We start from the raw sequence: 20,252 nt of genomic DNA, 5'->3' as shown, positions 1-20,252 counted from the left end.
ATAATGCAAATATGAAATTATTCAGATCCCCCTATTTTATCTTTGTATTTACATTTATGTTATGTTTTTTTCACTTGGAAGTTTTTACATAGCTTTTTACCCTCCCGATGAACCAAAGTATGTCGATGCTGCTTTAAGAATGATCGAGCATTCAAACTATATAATACCTTTCTTTAACTGCCATATAAGATTCGATAAACCTATTTTCTACTATCTTGAATTAGTGGTACCCTTTAAACTATTTGGTGTTGATTATATGCTTAAAACAGGTCATAATCCATTTGGCATTATTGAATATGCGGCAAAAATCCTATCCATCATTTCAGGATCATTGGAGGCATTATACCTATATATGATTAGATCCACCTATTCAATGATAAAAAAGCTGCAGCCAACAGCGTTATAGCCTACTTAAGTATAGGTTTTTTCATCTACCTACCCAGAGCAGTGTACCCTGATATGAGCCTGATTTTCTTTGAAACAGCAGGGATCTATTACTTTTTAAGGGAAAAATATATTATCGGCTGGATTTTTATAGCTTTGGCGTTTTTAACAAAGGGTACGGTAGCGATTGTTAGTATGGGTTTTACATATTTACTCTACCTGTGGATAGTCAAAAAAGCTCTGGTTTAAATGAGTTTCTATCATTACAAAATCTACTGGGTATAATAACATTTTTACTGATCAGCTCTCCCTGGTATATTGAAATGTATAGGCTATACGGGGCTCTATTTTTCAAAAAATTTTTTATCTATCACAATATCGAAAGGTTCACCGGAGAAGCCCATCAACATCCCTATTCAATATTTTATTACATACCAATAACTTTAATGGCCATTTATTTGTGGTGGCCATACTTAAAAGAACTGTATGCGAATATAAATTTAAAAAACCCGATAGATAAATTTTTGCTACTATGGAGTGGGTGGATATTACTTTTCTTCTCAATCTCGGCCAATAAATTACCCTACTATATGACGCCAGCTTTTATTCCCATTGCTATAATTGCTGGAAAATACTCCGATAAGCTCCATACAAAAAAAGCCGGTTTATTATTTTTTATTATTGAGTTAACAATAGCAGCGGGTTTGAGCATTTTTTGCTACCTGCAACACCTATATAAATTAATTCCTGTAATATCAACAGGATTTCTAATACTTTCATTAATTAATCTTAAAAAAGAAATTCCCGTTAAAACCATCTTTATAAAAACAATCATCCTTACCCTTACATTAATTACCGTATTATACATATTTGAATCATATAGAATTACAAAAAAAGTCTGGATAGCATATACACAAACCCATATCCCCATTACATTTTACAGGATAAACGATCAATCAATTATTGCCTATACAAGGCAGTGCATAAAAGAGTTTAAAAATCCATCAAAATTACCAGAAAACTATCTTATATTGACAAAGAAAAAATATTTAAAAACATTGCCGTTTAAATTCAAACTTATACTTACAGGAAGGGGAAAAGGCAAAAAGCTCGCTTTAATAAAAAAAATATAACTTATTGATAACTGAATCAACATAGGTATAATGAAAATATGTTTACAAAAAAATTTAATTTTATTTTTAAAACCCAAACCTCCTCACAAAACTCCATTTTGTCTGATTTTATTGTAATAATAGCAATTGCCCTCATATTGTTCACAGGTGTTGAGCTTATAAGTAATCATGCCGCATCAACTGGCAGGTTAAATATAAATCTATCTATTAAATCATTGATAATATATGCTGTTTTTTCAACAGCAAGAATGTTTGCCGCCTATATTCTATCATTTATATTCACAATCCTGTATGGCTATTTTGCTATACGCAGTAAAATAGCTGAAATGATACTTTTGCCAACACTTGATGTGCTTCAAAGCGTGCCAATTCTTTCCTTTTTGCCCGTTGTTCTATTGAGTCTATCTGTTTTTATTCCCGTAAGAATAGCAGCAGAAATTGCATCCATTGTCCTTATTTTCACAAGTCAGGTATGGAACATGACTTTTGGCTGGTATCAATCATTAAAAACAATCCCTAAAGATTTAAAAGAAGCCACAAAAATATTTAACATAAATGGCTGGCTAAAGTTCAAATATCTTGATCTTCCCTTTGGCTCCATATCCCTTATATGGAACAGTATAATGAGCTGGGCTGGGGGATGGTTTTTCTTAATGGCCGCTGAATATTTCAGTGTAGGAAATAAAAACTTTATCCTCCCGGGAATAGGTTCATATCTACAACAGGCTGCAAATAAAAAGGATTTAAATGCCATTATAGCAGGCGTTATAACCTTAATTGTAATTATAGTAATCCTGGATCAGTTTATCTGGAGACCCTTGCTTGCATGGTCTGAAAGATTTAAGCTGCAACTTACAACTGGAGAATTTGAATATACCTCATGGTTTTATAACATTCTTTTGAAATCAAAGATAGCCTTAAAACTGTTAAATTTCCTTTTAGACAAAACTATGCCCTTAATAATAGGAAGGCTACCGGATTATGAGGAAGTTAAAAAAGAAAAAAAACGAGCAGCAAACCCATTTCTCTATCTTATAGGGTCAATTATTATTATTGTAATTTTATGGTATGTTTTCAAAATGGTAAAAACACTTAGTCTTATAAATATTCATCAATGGTTAGAGATATTCAAAGATCTTCTATATACATTTTTAAGAGTGGCTACAGCTTTAATCATAGCACTGTTGTGGACTATTCCTGTAGGTGTATCTATTGGATCAAACCCAAAACTCGCAAAGTGGCTACAGCCTATCATTCAACTCGCCGCAAGTATACCTGCTACAGCTCTTTTTCCTGTTATATTACTTATTCTTATCAAAGCTCCCGGAAGTCTTAATACAGCAAGCATCTTTCTGATGTTAATGGGCACGCAATGGTATTTATTGTTCAATGTTATAGCTGGTGCAACTGCAATTCCGGAGGATTTAAAAAACATAGCTTGCTCATTGAACCTTTCCACATTTCAAAAATGGAAAAACCTGATTCTACCCGCATTATTTCCATACATAATCACAGGTGTAATTACAGCAGGTGGTGGAGCATGGAACGCCTCAATAGTTGCAGAATATGTAAATTTTGGCAATAAAACAATAAAAGTTCCCGGTATTGGTGCAATGATTACATATTCAACAGCTAAAGGTAACTATCCACTACTTCTTGCATCTACAATTGTTATGATTTTAGCTGTTGTCTTGATAAATAGACTTTTATGGAAACCGCTTTACAGACTTGCAGAAAAACGATACCATTTTGATTGAGGTAATAATGAATAGCATTTTAACTTTAAAAAATATAACACATATCTACAAAACAAAGAACGAGTCATTTACAGCATTAAAAAACATAAACCTTTCTTTGAAAGAAAGGGAATTTGTGGCTATTCTTGGTCCTTCTGGATGTGGAAAAAGCACACTCTTAAGGATTATTACCGGCCTTCAAAAACCCACAGAAGGTGAAGTAATATGTAAAGGCCAGCCTTTAAAAGGGGTAAATAGATTTGCAAGTATTATTTTTCAAACATTTGCTTTATTTCCGTGGTTGACCGTGCAACAAAATGTTGAAATAGCACTGGAAGCAAAAGGGATAAAGGATAAAGCTTTAAGATCAAAATTGGCTATAGATCTTCTTGATGTAGTTGGACTGGATGGTTTTGAAACCGCATTTCCAAGAGAGCTTTCGGGTGGCATGAGGCAGAAAGTGGGTATTGCAAGGGCTCTTGCTGTAAAACCAGAGATTCTCTGCATGGATGAGCCTTTTTCAGCATTAGATCCATTAAGTGCAGACACTCTAAGGGGTGAGGTACTGGAATTATATCTTGAAGGTAAAATATCCACAAAAACCATTCTACTTGTCAGCCATAATATAGAAGAGGCTGTATTCATGGCAGACAGAATTGTTATAATGGAAAAAAATCCCGGCAGAATTATAAAGATAATAAACATAAATCTCCCCCATCCACGCAACAGAAAATCATCTTCCTTTATTGAGATTACAGATCAAATTTACTCAATTTTAGCAGGTCAAACTCAACCTGAAGAGGTAGAGATCGGTACAGAACCAGGCAAAAAAGGAAAAACAAGGCTTCTTCCGAATGTGTTTGTTGTTGATATTATTGGACTTTTAGAAAAACTCAATGAAGCAGAAGACCACAGGTTTGATATATACAAACTCCCATCTTTAGCCCACATAGAAGACCTTGACAAAATATTTGAACTAACAGAAGCTTTAGAATTATTGGGTTTTGCTACCATAAAGGGTGGCGATATTTTCCTGACAGCTTTAGGCGAAACATTTGTTGAGGCAAGTATCCTTGCACGAAAAGAGATATTTGCATCAAGGATTACAAAAATTCCTTTAATAAAGTGGATTGTTAATAGACTAAAAAGCCAACCAAAAAAACAACTCAGTATAAATTATATTGAAAGTAAGCTATCTGAAGAATTTCCTCAGGACACAATCCAGAAACAAATAAGGATAATAATAAACTGGGGTAGATACGCCGAATTGTTCTCATATGATAACCTAAGAAAAGTTCTGTATTTGGAGGAATTTTAATAATTTTATTGTAAATTTCTTAAGGATCATTATAATTATTGAAGTCGGGTCAAGGAAGTCCGGTGAAAATCCGGCGCTGCCCCCGCAACTGTGAGGCTGACGAAACCCTCAAAAAAACCACTGTCAGGTTTTGCTCCTTTTAAAAGGGGTTGCCTGATGGGAAGGTGAGGGAAGTAGGATGAAGCCAAGCCAGGAGACTTACCCGACAAAAAAGTGAACGGGAGGTTCAAAAATGAACAGTTTTAACCCACCTTAAAAAATCCTCCACTTATACATTTTTACAATTCAATTTGAATCATAAAGGAGGATTATAAAGTGTTTGATAAGATTATAAAAAGGGATGGTCGTATAGTAGATTTTGATGCTGGAAAAATCACAGCTGCTATTGCAAAAGCAGGCAAAGCCACAGGTGAGTTTGGTAAAGAAATAGCTGAAAAACTGACATTAAAAGTCTTAAGCCTTGCATCAGATTACTTCAAACAGACACCAACAGTTGAGGGTATTCAGGATATTGTTGAAGAGGTTCTTCTAAACAGCCCTTTCAAAAAAACAGCAAAAGCCTACATCCTATACAGGGAACAACACGCTCAATTAAGAGAACTAAAGAATAAAGCAGACATCAATCTGGTAGACAAATACCTAAACAAAGCCGATTGGGAGGTTAAAGAAAACTCAAATATGAGTTTTTCTTTGCAGGGTTTAAATAACTACATTTCAAGTTCGGTTTCAAAAACATACTGGCTTAACAAGATATATCCCTCATCGATTAAAGAGGCCCATTTAAACGGCGATTTTCATATACACGATCTGGGTATTTTGGGTCCTTATTGTGTTGGATGGGATTTGAAGGACTTACTGATAAGCGGTTTTAGGGGCGCAGAAGGCAAAGTAGAAAGCCTACCAGCAAAACACTTTAGAACTGCTTTAGGTCATATTGTAAACTTCTTTTATACACTGCAGGGTGAGGCAGCTGGAGCTCAAGCATTTTCAAATTTCGATACACTGCTTGCACCGTTTGTTGCAACAGACAATCTAAGCTACAAAGAGGTTAAACAATGCATACAGGAATTTTTATTTAACATGAACATACCCACAAGAGTGGGCTTTCAAACACCTTATACAAATATTACATTAGATTTAAAGATTCCAGAGTTTATGAAAAACGAAGCGGTAATTATTGGCGGAAAGCTTATAAATCACACATACGGCGAGTTTGAAAAAGAGGCAAAAATGATAAATAGGGCATTTTTTGAGGTAGCAATGGAAGGGGATGCAAGGGGACGCCCATTTACCTTCCCCATTCCAACCATAAACATAACGAAGGATTTTGACTGGGATAATCCACAATATGAACCTATATGGAAGGCAACGGCAAAATACGGCCTCTCCTACTTTGCAAACTTTATCAACTCAGATATGAAGCCGGAGGATACCCGTTCTATGTGCTGCAGGCTGCGTCTTGATTTAAGAGAACTTAAAAAACGGGGTGGCGGTTTATTTGGAGCAAATCCTTTAACAGGCTCGATAGGCGTTGTAACAATAAACATGACAAGAATAGGATACTTAAGCCAGACAGAAAATGAATTCTTTGAAAGATTGGAAAACCTTATGGAACTTGCAAAGGAAAGCCTGCAGATCAAAAGAAAGGTGATAGAAAACCTAACAGATGGCGGTCTTTATCCCTACTCTAAATTCTATTTAAGGGATATAAAGCAGCGTTTTGCCTTTTACTGGAAAAACCACTTCTCAACAATTGGACTCGTTGGCATGAATGAGGCTTTATTAAACTTCAAACCCATCAAAAACAACATAGCCTCATCCGAAGGCAAAACATTTGCACTAAAGGTTTTAAATTTTATGCGAAAAAAGCTTATTGAGTTTCAAACCGAAACTCAAGACAACTACAATTTAGAAGCCACTCCCGCAGAAGGCACATCATATAGACTGGCAATGATAGATAAAAGAAAATTTGGCGACATCATCACAGCGGGAAACCTGCAAAAACCTTATTATACAAACTCAACGCAACTGCCTGTTAATTACACAGACGATGTATTTGAAGCTTTACAGCTTCAGGATGAATTGCAATGCAGCTACACAGGTGGCACTGTTTTGCATATGTTTCTTGGCGAGCAAATTAGATCAACAGAAAGCCTCAAAAAGCTTCTGAGGACTACCTTTGAAAACTTTAGACTCCCTTACATTTCAATAACACCTACATTTTCTGTTTGTCCTCAATGCGGATATCTATCAGGAGAACACTCAATCTGCCCAAACTGCAAACAACCCTGTGAGGTTTACTCACGCATCGTTGGATATCTAAGGCCCATTAACCAATGGAACGACGGCAAACAGCAGGAGTTTTTTGAAAGAAAAGTATTTAAGGTGGCGGATAATGAAAATAGGCGGACTGCAAAAACTATCGCTCATTGATTATGAAGGTGAATTATCCTGCGTTATATTTACGACGGGTTGTAATTTTAGATGCCCCTACTGCCACAACCCAGAGCTTGTAAAACAGACTTCACCTATAATCGATGAAAAAACCGTAATGGAATTTTTAAGCTCAAGAGCTGGTCAACTAACAGCCGTTGTAATAACGGGTGGTGAACCTACCCTCCAGCCCGACCTTGTAGATTTTATAAAGCAGGTAAAATCTATGGGGTTTAAGGTAAAACTTGATACAAATGGCTCAAACCCAGCAGTTATAGAAACACTGCTTAAAAAATCCCTAATTGACTACATAGCGATGGACATCAAAGCAGCCCTAAACAGATACAATCATGTTACAAAATCACAAAAAATCCAGGACAATATCAAAGAAAGCATAGCAATAATCAAAAATTTAGCACAGGATTACGAGTTTAGAACTACATTTATTAAAGGTTTTGTGGATTCTGAAGACCTAAAGGAAATTGTAGAGCTTGCTTCAGGCGCAAAAAGATACGCGATTCAGGGTTTTAGAAAAACAAAAACATTGGATAGTTCATTTGAGTTTTACGAGTTTAAAGAAAAGGAACTTGAAGCATTATGTATGTTTGCAAAGCGATTTGTTAATGAATGTATTTTAAGATAGGAGGTTTGAGAATGAAGGCAAAGTGGTTTGTTTCAATTGCAACAGCTGTTTTGATGACAGCATCTTTAGCAAATGCCGATAACACAATCGTTGTTACGGCAACACGCTCAAAAATTAAAGCCATTAAATCACCTTCGTTTGTTTCAATCATCAGCAAAAAGCAGATAAAACAGCAGGGAATCGATTTTACTAAAAATGTATTGAAATTTGTTCCGGGTTTAAGTGTTTCATCCAATGGCCCTTTTGGTGGATTGACCAATGTTTTTATAAGAGGATTAAGTTCACGATACACAAAGTTTTTACTTGATGGTGTTGATGTATCAGATCCATCACAAACGCAACCATACCTTGATTTTGGCGATATTACATCGAATAGTTTAAGCAGAATAGAGATCGTTGAAGGTGGCCAGAGCGGACTATACGGGGCAAATGCAATAGCCGGTGTAATCAATATGATTACAAAAACAGGCAAAGGTAAACCCTACATAAAATATACACAGGAAGCCGGCTCATTTAACACATATTCTGAGAATTTAGAAAGTGGCGGCAGGATCAAAAACACAAGCTTTTATATCGATGTATTTAGAATGGACACAAAAGGCATATCTAAAATGGATAAATTTGACAACAAAACACATTCATACTCACGCGGTGATGAGAAGGATGCTTTCTACAAGACAGCATTAAATTCAAGAATAGAATTCATACCAAAAGAAGGTATAAAATTAGGTAATATTATTATTCTTTCTAAGGATACAAGTTATCTTGATGTTTTGAGTTCACCTCCGAATGATTCTAACGCTTCTAATTTAACTGCCCAAGCAAAAGGCTATAGACAAAAATCAAAATTCATTTTCGATAAACTTTATCTATCAAACAAACTAAATAGATTAGCAAATTTAGATATAGACTTATTTTATGTAAACCACAAAAGAAAATCCCTTTCAGACCCACAGGGAGACTATTATTACAAAGGCAAAAGATGGGGTTATTCTGTAAAGTTAAACAGGAGGTTTGGAGTTGTTAAAATTATCCTTGGCAGTGACTATGCTAAAGAATACTACAAAGATTCAGGTAACTTCAAAAAACTCAGATATAATATAGCAGGATTTGGTGAGGCAATAGCTCAAATTAATAATCTTACACTTCAGGCTGCAGCAAGAGAAGACCACTTCAAAACATTTGGCAACCATTTCACATATAAAGTGGGAGCAAACTACCTTATTCCTGAAACAAACACTATCCTGAAAGCCAACTATGCCACAGGTTTCAGGGCACCGAGTATATGGGAGCTATACTCTTCACCAAATCCATCATGGCAGTTTTTAGGTGGTAATAGTTCTTTAGATCCAGAAAGATCAAAAGGGTGGAGCTTTGGTGTTATGCAATACCTTTATGGAGATAAAATCACAGCAAGCGCAACCTACTTTAAAAATATTATAAAAGATAGAATAACATATTACACTGATCCTGCCACATGGCAGTCAACTTATAAAAATGTTAAAGGTAAAACGGTTTCTGATGGTTTTGAGACACAGATAACAGCAAAACCAGCAGATTGGCTAAGCCTTAATGTTTCCTATACATATACAAAAAGTATAAATCCCGATACTGGCAGGCAGTCTGCAAGAATTCCTCTGAGAGTTTACAGTGGATGGATAAAATGCACAACACTCAATAGTAAACTCTCTGCATTATTGGATGGTAGGTATATAGGGAGAAGATATGATGACAAAAACCATACGCATCAAACGGGTAAATACGCTGTATTTGATTTCACAACCCTTTATAAACCGTTGAACAATCTCGAGCTTTCCCTTACTATAAAAAACATCTTTAACAGGTTTTACCAGGAGGTCTATGGATACTCAACGCTTCCAAGAAGCGTATTTGCAAAGGTCTCATATAAATTTTAAAATTTTAATTTCTTTTGCCGCCTCTTTATTTGTCAACGGGGCGGCTATCATATCTTTTTTACAATTAATGCCACTGCATCTATACTTGCGCAGTAATGTTTATGATGTTTCAATTATCAATTACCGTAAAATACAACACAATCTCTCTCAAAAAAAGATTCCCAGAAAACATTCGGCCAGTGCAGGGATTAACAAACAATCCCATAAAACTTATCCAAAACATACAGAAAAAGTTTTAAAACAAAAAAGAGATTTCGCAGTAAAAAATATCCACAGAAAAACTCCGATAAAAACAGTCAAAGCCAAAAAAATAAAACATATTAAACATACATTTTTGGCTGTATCTGATAAATCAAAAATCATAAAAAACCCAACAACAATAAACAAAAACTCAACAGAAAAAATACAATTTAAAAAACAAAAAAATTACCCAGCCAGACATAGTTTTTCTGAAATAAACATATCAGCCTCATCAAATCAGGAGTTGTTTAGCTGGATAGCATCACACAAATTTTATCCCCTTAAGGCTATATTTAACAGTGAAGAAGGAGAGGTAAGAATGGTTTTCTATATTGATAAAAGGGGCAACATCTACGGAATAAAAATAACAAAACACTCCTTTAACGATCTAAACAATGCAGCAATTAAAATTCTTAAGGATTCCTCACCGATTCCAGCTCGAATTCTTGCTTCTTTAGATAAACAACCGCCGCTAAAAGCCTCTCTCATACTTAAATTTAAATTAGAAAACTGACGCATAACTCCCCATTTTCTGTTTGCGTTACTGTTATTTTATCACTTCCATACACATCGTTTAAAATATCTTTTTTCAGTATATCACCTGGTTTACCCACAGCTTTAAGTTGTCCATTTTTTAGAAGCATGACTCTATCACAAACCCTCAAAGCGATATTTAAGTCGTGCAAGACCGCAATAATTGTAGCATTATTATTTCTATTGAGTTTTTTGAGCAACAGCAGTATTTCTATGGTATTTGCTATATCTAAATTGGAAAATGGTTCATCCAAAAACAATACACCTGAATTTTGAACAATAGCCCTTGCTATGAAGGCAAGCTGTCTTTCACCGCCGCTTATCTCATCCATCCTTTTTTGGGCTACTCTTTGAATATTACATAAACTCAAAGCTTCCTTTACAGCTCTTTTATCCTCATCTGTCTGAAAAATCTGAAAAGGCTTGAAGTAGGCAATTCTTCCCAGGGCTACAAAATCTTCCACACTAATAAATTCAAATACAGGGTTTTGATCAACAACAGCCCTCATTTTAGCAAGTTGTTTTATTGGAATAGAATTAATAGCTCTACCCTTAAAAATAATCTTACCGGCTTGAGGTTTTAAAATACCGGCTAAAAGTTTTAATAATGTGGACTTTCCAGCTCCATTGGCCCCGGCCATGCAGAAAAATTCCCCTTCAAAAATTTCAAACGACAAACCACTAAAAAGCCTTTTATCCGTATAGCCAAAACCTAAATCATAGACCTTTATTAGACTTTGTAAGCACATAAATAAATGTTAATCCTCCTAAAATACCCGTAATAACACCAACGGGAAGCTGGGATGGTGCAATCAATATGCGGGATAACCCATCACATACAACAAGAAAGCTGCCTCCTCCAAAAAACGACAATAATAAAAGTTTTCTGTTATCATAACCAAACATAATTCTAAAAAAATGGGGTACTACAAGGCCCACAAACCCTATTACTCCAACTAAAGCTACAGACAGACCCGTAAGCAGTGATGTTGTAATAAACACAAGCTTTTTTGTAAGTTCCACATCGACACCAAGGGCTTTAGCCTGCTGCTCACCAAGACTCAAGGCGTTTAAGTTAACACTCAAAGCAATGAGAATTAATAAACTCACAAGAGATGCAGTGGATAAAAGAAATGTTTCGCGATAGCCTGCACCCTGAAGGTTTCCCATAAGCCAGTAAACAATTGCACTAATTTTTCTTACATTAACCAAAGCCATTATAAACAAAACAAGAGAACTTGTAATAAAGCTTACCATAACACCGATCAAAAGCATACTATCTGTTTTAAGAATGCCTTTTTTCAAGGCAAGTATATAAACGATAAAAAGACTTATCAATGCGCCACCAAAACCAGCGAAGGATGTGGTTAGATAAAATGAAAACCCTGTGGCTATAAAAATTGCCACACCCAAAGCCGCCCCTCCGCTGATACCCAGGGTGTAAGGTTCTGTTAGGGGATTTCTAAAGATTGCCTGAAGTGCAACCCCGCTTATAGATAAAGACCCACCAACAAGAAAACCCTCAAGCAATCTGGGCAGGCGAATCTGAAGCAGAATAACCCTGTTTATACCTTCTTTGGTTAGTGCTAAATAAACCTCTTTGAAAGATATTCCATCCGAACCACAGGCAATTGAAAATATCAAAGAAAAAACAACAAAAACTAAAAGTAGAACAATCTTTGATTTATTATTCAATATCAACCTCAGGATGTAGAAATTTAGCTATCTTTCTTAGAGTTTTAACGAATGTTATGGGTGTTGGACTGCATAGAGAGTTATCATCAAGAATCAAAATCCTGTTATTTTTCACAGCCTTTAAAAACTTAAACTGCATCCAGAATTTCTTCTGTTTATAGCCGTTAAAACCCATCTGTGAAATAATTATTGCATCGGGATTCTGTCTTAAAACCTCCTCAACAGAATACAATCCACTCTTTGCATTAGCCGCTATATTTATAGCATTTGCAAATCTAATAAAATCGTTGATAAAACTGTGTTTTGTAGCCGTATATAGTGGATTTGCACCTATCTGAACAAAAACCTTAAGTGGCTTTGTATTTTTAAGCTTATTTTCAATGCGTTCCACCTGCTTTTTTGCCTGATTGACTATTTTTTCAGCCTCTTTTGGTTTGCCAACAATTCTCCCCACCTCTATCATATCGGCACAAATATCCTCAAAACTGCGCGGATAACTAAATTCAATAACCTTTATATGTAAACTTTTAAGCTTTGAGACAACTTTTCTATTCATCAAACTGCTAACAAAAACCACATCAACTTTCAATCTCAAAAGCTCCTCAACGCTAACATTTGTAATACTACCCATTCTTGCTACCTTTAAACCTTCAGGCAGCCTTGCAAATTTTGAGCAGGCAACCAATTCATCTGCTTTTTTCAATTCAACTATAGCCTCAGTGGCAGGCACGCTAAAGGAAGCTATCCTCAATGCAAGGGCATTAGATATAAAGCTTGCAAAGAAAATTACAAAAAATACCACTGCTTTCATTTAATACTCCATACTAAAATAGACCCTGTTCAGTCTTTTTTTTAAGAAATCAACAATCTCTCCCGAATAGGATGCTCTATACATGCCTCTCTTATAACTCAACCCTTTTAAAAGCCGTGTATATCCTTTCTTGATCATATTTTTATAATCGTTTTTGTCAAATCGCAAGAAACCCACCTCAACAGAATGAAGATTATCTATGGTATCGATAAAATCAAAAATCTCATCGTATTCTTTCAAAAACTCCACAAAAAAAGGATCAAGCCTAACACCAATTTTAAAATTAGCTGCATCAAGCTTTTTAATAGCGTTTAGCCTTCTTTTTAATGGTGGTGTAAAGTGTTCATATTGTTTAACAATACTATCAGGTGATAAAGAAAATGCAAAAATGATATTTCTGGCTGGCTTGAGCGATAAAAACCTATCTACTCTATCAGACTTTGTTCGAAACTCAAGCATTCCTCTACCCAAACTTTCAAAGAATCCATAAAATGCCTCATTCATATCGCTAAAATTAACAGCTAAAGGATCAAAAAAACTACCAAGATAGAAATAGGCCTTATGGTCTTTCTTTGTTATTGTCTCTATTTCTTTGAAGAAATCCTCATAATTGAGAAACAGCAGGGGGTTAAAGCTTCTAAAATAACCCTTCAAAAAGCAGTAATCGCAATCGTATATGCAGTTATAGCCGCTTAGAATCGAATAACCTTCTGATCCATCTGGCGTATAATTTGGTGGTGTTTTTCTTAAAAACTCCCCTTTCTTTGTTGCAAAAATCAGGCCGCTTCTATCCTTGAGATTGTGAAAAACAGCCACATAATCGTCAATTTCATAAACATTTCTGCTATTTAAATCTATCTTTATCCTTTTTTTATCAACACCTTTTTCAATAAAGATATTGTTTAAATCAATAGGTTTGGGTTTACTCTTTTTCAGTTCAACCAGCCACTCCTTATAAAGCCTCTGTCTTTTGCTAAAGGAAAGCCTATTTTTCAGGATAAAAACCTTTTTATTGTCAAGCGTTTCTGTTATACCTGTTGAGCAAAAAATCTCTTTTTTTAGCCAATCACGCTCAATATTAGCAAGTTTAAGCACAATCTCTGAAAGCTTTTTAACATCGTATTTAAACCCGCTTTCTTTAATGGAAAAAATCTCTTCTTTTGTATTGTAATCACTGATAACTCTGACAATAACAGGCAAAACATTATGATTGCGGGCTGCTTTTACAAAAAAATAGGATTCAAAATCGATTGTTTCACCAAACAGCTTTAAAAAATTATTGTTAAAATTCATCCTGAAGGTGGTTATGCCCGTAACATTTTTTAAAAAATCTACATTTAAGAGCTCAATCGGGTTAAAAACAGGATGCTTATCGCCATCGAATAGTTTGATTCTTTGAACATTAACAAATTCACCCTTTTTAAGGTCAGAACTGAGGCTTCCTGAAATGCCAAACAACAGGGCAATTTTTGCATTAAACCTTAAAATATAACGGGCTATTTTAAAAGCTATAGAAAGTGAATCACTTTTGTTAGCAACAATAGCAACTACATTTTTATACCTGTAAAAGTCACTTTCTCTTCTAAATGGAAGGAAAGATAGTAGAGGTTCAATCTCTTTTTTGTGTACTGCTGCAAGCAGCATAAAAAATATACCGCGTTTGATTTGAGTAGATATCCGTTATATCAAGCCTTTTTGTTGAATTATCCAATGAAAATCTAATAGAGTCTATATTTGACTGATATTTTGGCTTTAATAGATAGTTGTCTTTTTTTAGCCTTTTTACATAAAACAGCTCATTTAAATCTTTTTTGCCTACAAACATCAAAAACAAAACCTTGTTAAAACCAGTAAGTTTATAGACCTGAGTTTGATTATCTTTTTTATCAATTACCTTAAAGTTATCAATAACAATTGTCTCATTTGGATATGAGAATTTTATATACTCCTTGGACTTTATATACATTTTGCCGCTTTTTTCTATAGACTGCCCTGTCATGGCGTTTATGGAGATCTGCTTAAAACACAAACTAACATCTTTGTTGCGATAGCTATTAAAAAAGCCATTCAAATCAAAGCTATAGCTATTTACTGCTATGAGCAATACCAATAAGCTGAGAAATATTCTTAATTCCTTCATTTTCCATATACTCCTCAATGCCTTTTAAAATCTCCATTGTAATAGAAGGATCGATAAAGTTTGCCGTTCCAATCTCAACAAGCGTGGCACCTGCCATAATATATTGAAGTGCTATATCTGCGTTGTATATACCACCCACTCCGATAATAGGAATCTTTACCTTCTCATAAACCTCATAAACCATTCTAACACCCACAGGATAGATAGCAGGTCCGCTCAAACCACCTGTTTTATTGGCAAGGAGGTGTTTTTTTGTTTTTGTATCGATAACCATACCTGTAATCGTATTTATGAGACTGACAGCATCAGCGCCAGCAGATTGAGCTGCCTGAGCAATAAATGCTATATCTGAAACATTGGGCGTTAGTTTTACTATGATGGGCTTTTTGGTTACCTTTTTTACAGATGAAACAAGCACAAAAACCATATCGGGATCTTTGCCAAACAAAGCACCACCTGCTGAAACATTGGGACATGAAACATTGATTTCAATGGCACTTATTCTATCTTCATTTTCTATCTTTTCTGCAATCCTAACAAAATCCTCAACCTCTGCTCCGTATATATTGGCAATAATATGCGTATTAAAACGGCTTAGCTTGGGTAATTTTTCAACAATAAAAGCATCTATACCGATGTTTTGAAGACCGATTGCATTGAGCATTCCGCATGGGGTTTCAACTATCCTTGGAGGCGGATTACCCAGTTTTTCATATAAACTCAAACCCTTTGTTATAATACCGCCAAGTTTAGATAAATTGAGATATTTACTATACTCAAGCCCATAGCCAAAAGTGCCCGATGCCGTTAGAATGGGATTTTTAAAAATAAGGTTTCCTATCTTTACCGTTAGATTTATAGAGCCTGCCATTGTATCTCCTCATAATCAAATACTGGTCCATCGCTGCAGACCTTTTTGAACCTGTTATCAGCGGTTAAGATAACACAACCAAGACAGACACCTATGCCGCAGGCCATGCGGGATTCAAGCGACACCTGCATAGAGCATCCTGCATCAAAACACAAAAAAGCCAATCTCCTCAACATTAAGGTTGGGCCGCATGCATAAACCATCACATCTTTATTTAATTTATCTGCAACAAAATCCACTACATTGCCTTTGAAACCTACACTGCCATCCATTGTTGCAATATTTACATCATTAACAAAAACCTCTTCCTTAAAATTAAATCCAAAATAAGTCTCATAGGGCAGTTTGTATTGCTTTTCAATAACATCTTTTAAATAAAGCAAACCAGCTACACCAATGCCACCACCAACAAGCATAATCTTCTTTGCTGAATTGATACTAAAGCCTCTGCCCAGTGGTGCCACAATATCAACAAATTCACCTTTTGATTTTTTGCTTAATATCCTTGTTCCTTCACCAACAACTTTATAAATAATATCAATCGTATCACCAAAACCTGCTATACTAAACGGCCTTCTCAAAAGCGGAAACGGATAATCGTTGATTTTCAACATCAAAAACTGCCCCGGATCAATCTCAAACAGACCGGGGTTATCTATTCTAAGCTTAAAAACATCTTTTGCTATCTGTTTATTCTCAACTATTTTGAGTCTCACTTTATCTCCTCTATCTCAAATCTTCTAATACCAGCTGGAACTTTAACCTCAACCTCATCCCCTTCTTCTTTACCTAAAAGGGCCTTTGCGATAGGGCTATTTACAGAGATTTTTCCTGCTTTTGGATCGGATTCGTCCTCACCAACAATCATATACTCTATCTCCTCATCGTTATCCACATCATAAAGCACAACCCTGCATCCAAAATTCACCCTATCTTTTGGAACAGTTGCTGGATCAACAACCTGAGCATTATTGATCTTTCTGGAAAGCTCAGAAATTCTATTCTCTATCAAGGCGTGCTTTTCTTTGGCTGCATGGTATTCTGCATTTTCACTTAGATCGCCCTTTGCCCTTGCCTCTTCAATCTCCTTTATAATCTCTGGTCTTTGCCTTTTTTGTAAATCCTCCATCTCCTCAAGGAGCTTTTTATACCCTTCAGGAGTAATCAATATCTTTTCAGTCATTTTTCTCACCTCTTGTAATAAGCCTGGAGTGGCTCAACATCCAATTTCTTACCTTTTTTAATAGCCTCGATAGCCCTCACAGCAGCAAGAGCTCCAGAAATTGTTGTACAGTAAGGAATATTCATTAAAACTGCACTCCTTCTTATATAAAAAGAATCTGTTCTGGAACGCCTGCCAGAAGGCGTATTTATAAGAAAGTGTATATTATTATTCTTCATTTTATCAAGTATATTCGGCCGTCCTTCACTCAACTTTTTCACATATTGAACATTCAATCCCTCCTTTTTTAGATATTCGTATGTGCCTTTTGTGCAGAAAACTTCAAAACCCATATCAAGAAGCTTTGAGGCAATAAAAATACCCTGCAGTTTATCTCTATCTGCAAGCGACATAAAGATATTACCTTTTTGCGGCAATCTCATACCGCTTGCAAGCAGGGCTTTGTAATAGGCAATAGGAAACTCATCTGCTATACCCATAACCTCGCCTGTTGAGCGCATCTCTGGACCAAGCGTAATATCAACATTGGGAAACTTAACAAATGGAAAAACGGATTCTTTAACAGCATAATACTTAGGCTCAACCTCTTTTATGCCCAGTTCTTTTATTTTTTTGCCCATTATCAGTTGTGTGGCAATCTTTGCCCATGCAACGCCTGTTGCCTTACTTACAAAAGGCACTGTGCGAGATGCCCTTGGATTAACCTCAAGAATGTAAATTCTATCGTTTTTTACTGCAAACTGGATATTGATCAAGCCTTTAACATTGAGATGTTTGGCAAGCAGTCTTGTCTGTCTTTTTATTTCATCAACAATATCCTTTTTTAGTGTTCTTGGCGGAATTGAGCAGGCAGAATCACCAGAATGCACTCCGGCTGCCTCTATATGCTCCATTACAGCTGCTACAACGGTATCCTCACCATCGCTTACAGCATCCACATCAACCTCTATAGCATCCTCCAAAAACTTGTCAACAAGAAGAGGATGATCACCAGAAACCTCAACAGCTTCATCCACATATTCCTTAAGCTGCTGCTCGTTGAAGATTATCATCATGGCTCTGCCACCAAGCACATAGGAAGGCCTTACAAGCACCGGATAACCGATGCCGTTTGCCACCTCTATAGCTTCCTGTTTTGAGTGGGCTATGCCGCTTTGGGGCTGGAGAAGGTTTAGTTTGTTAATAAGCTCCCTAAAGAGTTCTCTATCTTCGGCTATATCGATGCTTTTTGGGTCTGTGCCAAGAATTCTAACACCGGCATTTTTCAAGGGCAGTGATAATTTTAGAGGTGTCTGACCTCCAAACTGAACAACTACGCCCTCGGGTTTTTCGTTATCTATAATATTCATCACATCCTCAAAAGTTAAAGGCTCAAAATAAAGCCTGTTTGATATATCATAATCGGTTGAAACGGTTTCGGGGTTGCAGTTGACCATTATCGACTCATATCCAAGATTTTTCAGCTCAAGTGCACCATGCACGCATGTATAATCAAATTCAATACCCTGACCAATCCTATTTGGACCACTGCCCAATATTACAACCTTTTTGTTTTTAGAAGGCAAAGACTCGTTTTCATCCTCATAGGTCGAATAGAAATAGGGCGTATAGGCCTCAAACTCGCCCGCACATGTATCAACCATCTTATAAACACACTGTTTGGATTGCTTTCTTAAACTCCTTATAGCGTCAATATCTATTCCAGAAAGCTTAGAAAGCCTGCTATCTGAAAATCCGTACTGTTTCAATAAGGCTATCTGCTCTTTTACTATATCGGGGTTTTTCTTTATCTCTTCCTCTTTTTCAATAATCTGTTTGATGTTATCTAAAAACCACCTATCTATGTAGGAAAGCTCATAAATATAGTCGATATCGTAACCCTTTCTAAACGCCTCAGCTATATACAATAATCTCTTTGAGTTGGGTTTTATAATTTTCTCTTTGAGCTCGTCCTCTGAACATTCAATATCTACAAAACCATCCCAGTCATATTCCAAAGACCTTAAGGCTTTCTGAAGGGATTCCTTAAATGTTCTGCCGATCGACATCACCTCTCCGACGCTTTTCATCTGTGTTCCAAGCTCATCCGGTGTGTTGAATTTTTCAAATGTAAATCTGGGCATCTTTACAACAACATAATCGAGTACTGGCTCAAACGATGCTGGTGTTTTTTTGGTTATGTCGTTTGGTATTTCATCAAGTGTATAGCCCACACTCAGTAAAGCTGCAAATTTTGCTATTGGAAAACCCGTAGCTTTCGATGCCAGCGCTGATGAGCGTGAAACGCGTGGGTTCATCTCTATCACAACAAACTCGCCGTTTTGAGGATTTACTGCAAACTGTATGTTGGAGCCCCCTGTCTCCACTCCTATTTTTCTTATTATGTCGATAGCAGCATCCCTCAAAAGCTGATATTCCTTATCAGAAAGTGTTTGAGCAGGAGCAACTGTGATTGAGTCTCCCGTATGGACACCCATCGGGTCAAAGTTTTCAATAGAGCAGATAATAAAAACATTGTCTTTCTTATCCCTCATCACTTCAAGCTCATACTCTTTCCATCCAATCACAGATTGCTCAATCAAAACCTCATTAACCGGGCTTTGCTCTAAACCCCATTTCACAACCTTCTCAAATTCTTCAGTGTTGTATGCAACACCTGCACCGGTGCCTCCAAGTGTAAACGATGGTCTTATTATTACAGGCAGATTAATCTTTTCAAGAACAGCATGAGCCTCATCAAGTGTATGCGCTACACCGGATTTTGGCACCTTAAGGCCTATCTCCTCCATAGCCTTTTTAAACAGCTCTCTATCCTCAGCTTTCTGGATGGTTTGAGCATCTGCGCCTATTAGCTCAACGGAGTATTTTTCAAGAACACCTGCTTTGTGCAAATCCATAGCGGCATTAAGGGCTGTTTGACCACCCAATGTTGGCAAAATAGCATCAGGCCTTTCTTTATCTATGATCTTTTCCAAAAAATCCACCGTTATAGGCTCTATGTATGTTTTATCTGCAAGCATGGGGTCTGTCATAATTGTTGCAGGATTGGAGTTTACCAGAACAACCTCATATCCCTCAGACTTTAATGCCTTACAGGCCTGGGTTCCTGAGTAGTCAAACTCACAAGCCTGTCCAATAATTATCGGTCCTGAGCCTATTATCATTATCTTTTTAATATCTTCCCTTTTAGGCATACAACACCACCTCTTTTAAAG

18 protein-coding genes and 1 riboswitch are annotated in these 20,252 nt (G+C 36.2%); of the genes, 9 read left to right on the top strand and 9 right to left on the bottom strand.

Annotated elements, in window-relative coordinates; genetic code table 11:
- Positions 1-61 precede the first annotated feature (61 nt).
- The 9 genes from EK17_RS09355 to EK17_RS06245 all read left to right on the top strand — a co-directional run bounded on the left by EK17_RS09355 (position 62) and on the right by EK17_RS06245 (position 10,317).
- A complete protein-coding gene (locus EK17_RS09355) occupies positions 62-406 on the top strand; it encodes an ArnT family glycosyltransferase (RefSeq protein WP_035588755.1) in 345 nt (114 codons plus the stop codon).
- A gap of 53 nt (positions 407-459) precedes the next feature.
- Positions 460-633, top strand: a complete 174-nt coding sequence (locus EK17_RS09350) for a hypothetical protein (protein WP_156957531.1) — start codon at positions 460-462, stop codon at positions 631-633.
- The gene (locus EK17_RS09345) at positions 606-1,517 is read left to right on the top strand and encodes a glycosyltransferase family protein (protein ID WP_035588753.1); all 912 of its coding nucleotides are present in this window, start codon (positions 606-608) and stop codon (positions 1,515-1,517) included. Before EK17_RS09350 ends, EK17_RS09345 begins: the two co-directional genes overlap by 28 nt.
- A 98-nt stretch (positions 1,518-1,615) precedes the next feature.
- Positions 1,616-3,274 carry an ABC transporter permease gene (locus tag EK17_RS06270; protein ID WP_198018159.1) on the top strand — a complete coding sequence of 553 codons (1,659 nt, stop codon included), beginning with the start codon at positions 1,616-1,618 and terminating at the stop codon, positions 3,272-3,274.
- A 7-nt stretch (positions 3,275-3,281) separates the two neighbouring features.
- On the top strand, positions 3,282-4,571 hold the full coding sequence (locus tag EK17_RS06265) for an ABC transporter ATP-binding protein (protein WP_035588747.1): 1,290 nt from the start codon (positions 3,282-3,284) through the stop codon (positions 4,569-4,571).
- Positions 4,572-4,600: 29 nt separating this feature from the next.
- Positions 4,601-4,791, top strand: a riboswitch (cobalamin riboswitch).
- A gap of 95 nt (positions 4,792-4,886) precedes the next feature.
- Positions 4,887-7,004 (top strand): ribonucleoside triphosphate reductase, encoded by a 2,118-nt coding sequence (locus EK17_RS06260; RefSeq protein WP_035588745.1) that lies wholly within the window; start codon positions 4,887-4,889, stop codon positions 7,002-7,004.
- Complete coding sequence (locus EK17_RS06255; protein WP_051904478.1) at positions 6,967-7,647, top strand: anaerobic ribonucleoside-triphosphate reductase activating protein; 681 nt, start codon at positions 6,967-6,969, stop codon at positions 7,645-7,647. The genes EK17_RS06260 and EK17_RS06255 overlap by 38 nt, the downstream gene beginning before the upstream one ends.
- Positions 7,648-7,658: 11 nt before the next feature.
- Positions 7,659-9,563, top strand: coding sequence for a TonB-dependent receptor plug domain-containing protein (locus EK17_RS06250; RefSeq protein ID WP_035588740.1), 1,905 nt, complete (start codon positions 7,659-7,661; stop codon positions 9,561-9,563).
- Between the two features lie 67 nt (positions 9,564-9,630).
- The gene (locus EK17_RS06245) at positions 9,631-10,317 is read left to right on the top strand and encodes an energy transducer TonB (protein WP_198018158.1); all 687 of its coding nucleotides are present in this window, start codon (positions 9,631-9,633) and stop codon (positions 10,315-10,317) included.
- Here the strand turns inward: EK17_RS06245 and EK17_RS06240 are convergent.
- The 9 genes from EK17_RS06240 to carB are packed head-to-tail and all read right to left on the bottom strand — an operon-like array spanning position 10,301 to position 20,231.
- Positions 10,301-11,086, bottom strand: coding sequence for an ABC transporter ATP-binding protein (locus EK17_RS06240; protein WP_035588731.1), 786 nt, complete (start codon positions 11,084-11,086; stop codon positions 10,301-10,303). The genes EK17_RS06245 and EK17_RS06240 overlap by 17 nt on opposite strands.
- The gene (locus tag EK17_RS06235; RefSeq protein ID WP_051904477.1) at positions 11,055-12,032 is read right to left on the bottom strand and encodes a FecCD family ABC transporter permease; all 978 of its coding nucleotides are present in this window, start codon (positions 12,030-12,032) and stop codon (positions 11,055-11,057) included. The genes EK17_RS06240 and EK17_RS06235 overlap by 32 nt, the downstream gene beginning before the upstream one ends.
- Positions 12,025-12,843: an ABC transporter substrate-binding protein gene (locus EK17_RS06230; RefSeq protein WP_035588727.1), complete on the bottom strand. Its 819-nt coding sequence runs from the start codon at positions 12,841-12,843 to the stop codon at positions 12,025-12,027. The genes EK17_RS06235 and EK17_RS06230 overlap by 8 nt, the downstream gene beginning before the upstream one ends.
- The gene (locus tag EK17_RS09070) at positions 12,844-14,487 is read right to left on the bottom strand and encodes an SPL family radical SAM protein (protein ID WP_051904476.1); all 1,644 of its coding nucleotides are present in this window, start codon (positions 14,485-14,487) and stop codon (positions 12,844-12,846) included.
- Complete coding sequence (locus EK17_RS06220) at positions 14,453-14,983, bottom strand: LolA family protein (protein ID WP_035588725.1); 531 nt, start codon at positions 14,981-14,983, stop codon at positions 14,453-14,455. The genes EK17_RS09070 and EK17_RS06220 overlap by 35 nt, the downstream gene beginning before the upstream one ends.
- On the bottom strand, positions 14,928-15,854 hold the full coding sequence (locus EK17_RS06215) for a dihydroorotate dehydrogenase (protein WP_035588723.1): 927 nt from the start codon (positions 15,852-15,854) through the stop codon (positions 14,928-14,930). The genes EK17_RS06220 and EK17_RS06215 overlap by 56 nt, the downstream gene beginning before the upstream one ends.
- Positions 15,839-16,570 carry a dihydroorotate dehydrogenase electron transfer subunit gene (locus EK17_RS06210; RefSeq protein ID WP_035588721.1) on the bottom strand — a complete coding sequence of 244 codons (732 nt, stop codon included), beginning with the start codon at positions 16,568-16,570 and terminating at the stop codon, positions 15,839-15,841. Before EK17_RS06210 ends, EK17_RS06215 begins: the two co-directional genes overlap by 16 nt.
- Positions 16,567-17,037 (bottom strand): transcription elongation factor GreA, encoded by a 471-nt coding sequence (gene greA / locus EK17_RS06205; protein WP_035588718.1) that lies wholly within the window; start codon positions 17,035-17,037, stop codon positions 16,567-16,569. Before greA ends, EK17_RS06210 begins: the two co-directional genes overlap by 4 nt.
- A gap of 5 nt (positions 17,038-17,042) precedes the next feature.
- Positions 17,043-20,231: a carbamoyl-phosphate synthase large subunit gene (gene carB / locus EK17_RS06200; RefSeq protein WP_035588717.1), complete on the bottom strand. Its 3,189-nt coding sequence runs from the start codon at positions 20,229-20,231 to the stop codon at positions 17,043-17,045.
- Positions 20,232-20,252 lie beyond the last annotated feature (21 nt).

It is taken from the genome of Hippea jasoniae (assembly GCF_000744435.1).
GTDB classification, from domain to species: Bacteria; Campylobacterota_A; Desulfurellia; order Desulfurellales; family Hippeaceae; genus Hippea; species Hippea jasoniae.
The sequence above is the reverse complement of the archived record's forward strand: the minus strand, read 5'-3'. Positions and strand labels throughout refer to the sequence as shown.

Coding starts and splice junctions, on each gene's coding strand:
- EK17_RS09355 (WP_035588755.1), top strand. CDS start 62: ATGTTTTTTTCACTTGGAAGTTTTTACATAGCTTTTTACCCTCCCGAT.
- EK17_RS09350 (WP_156957531.1), top strand. CDS start 460: ATGAGCCTGATTTTCTTTGAAACAGCAGGGATCTATTACTTTTTAAGG.
- EK17_RS06265 (WP_035588747.1), top strand. CDS start 3,282: ATGAATAGCATTTTAACTTTAAAAAATATAACACATATCTACAAAACA.
- EK17_RS06255 (WP_051904478.1), top strand. CDS start 6,967: ATGAAAATAGGCGGACTGCAAAAACTATCGCTCATTGATTATGAAGGT.
- EK17_RS06250 (WP_035588740.1), top strand. CDS start 7,659: ATGAAGGCAAAGTGGTTTGTTTCAATTGCAACAGCTGTTTTGATGACA.
- EK17_RS06245 (WP_198018158.1), top strand. CDS start 9,631: ATGCCACTGCATCTATACTTGCGCAGTAATGTTTATGATGTTTCAATT.
- EK17_RS06240 (WP_035588731.1), bottom strand. CDS start 11,086: ATGTGCTTACAAAGTCTAATAAAGGTCTATGATTTAGGTTTTGGCTAT.
- EK17_RS06230 (WP_035588727.1), bottom strand. CDS start 12,843: ATGAAAGCAGTGGTATTTTTTGTAATTTTCTTTGCAAGCTTTATATCT.
- EK17_RS09070 (WP_051904476.1), bottom strand. CDS start 14,487: ATGCTGCTTGCAGCAGTACACAAAAAAGAGATTGAACCTCTACTATCT.
- EK17_RS06220 (WP_035588725.1), bottom strand. CDS start 14,983: ATGAAGGAATTAAGAATATTTCTCAGCTTATTGGTATTGCTCATAGCA.
- EK17_RS06215 (WP_035588723.1), bottom strand. CDS start 15,854: ATGGCAGGCTCTATAAATCTAACGGTAAAGATAGGAAACCTTATTTTT.
- greA (WP_035588718.1), bottom strand. CDS start 17,037: ATGACTGAAAAGATATTGATTACTCCTGAAGGGTATAAAAAGCTCCTT.
- carB (WP_035588717.1), bottom strand. CDS start 20,231: ATGCCTAAAAGGGAAGATATTAAAAAGATAATGATAATAGGCTCAGGA.